This is a genomic window from Vibrio sp. 2134-1 (assembly GCF_033339495.1).
The window spans coordinates 1-684 of sequence record NZ_JAWOUS010000458.1 but is presented as its reverse complement, the minus strand read 5'-3'; the positions used below and the strand labels follow the sequence as shown (position 1 = coordinate 684).

The 684-nt window shown below is 45.2% G+C and carries 1 protein-coding gene; it reads left to right on the top strand.

Annotated features, from left to right (window positions below; genetic code table 11):
- Positions 1-684 (top strand): ABC transporter substrate-binding protein (locus R7R78_RS26605; protein WP_225474670.1); only part of this gene is annotated, 684 nt, incomplete at both ends.

Sequence of the window (684 nt, the reverse complement as noted above, 5' to 3'; positions counted from 1 at the left end):
CCACGAGTTGTTTTCAACGAAATGCACGGTAACACTCCGGTATTCCGTCTAGCTGAAAACTTCAAAATGGCTGACGACCTAATGAGCGTAACTTTCGATATTCGTAAAGGCGTGAAATGGTCTGATGGTCAAGCATTCACTGCTGACGACGTTGTTTACTCTTTCAACCTAGTAAAAGAAAAACCTGAGCTAGACCAGTCAGGCATCAACTCTTGGGTTACTGGTGTTGAGAAAGTTAACGACTACCAAGTTAAATTCCGTCTAAGCGAAGCAAACTCTAACGTTCCTTACGAAATTGCTAAAGTACCAGTTGTACCTAAGCACGTATGGAGCAAAGTGAAAGATCCAGCAACGTTTACTAACGAAAATCCTGTAGGTTCAGGCCCATTCACAGTGATCGATACGTTCACTCCACAATTGTACCTCCAATGTCAAAACCCGAACTACTGGGATGCTGACAACCTAGATGTTGACTGTCTACGTGTACCTCAAATCGCAAACAACGACCAATTCCTAGGTAAGATTGTTAACGGCGAGATGGACTGGACTTCTTCATTCGTTCCTGACATTGACCGTACTTACGCTGCAGCAAGCCCGAACCACCACTACTGGTACCCGCCAGCGGGTACTCAAGCGTTCGTAGTGAACTTCAAAAACCCAGACGCTGCTAAGAACGAAGCACTA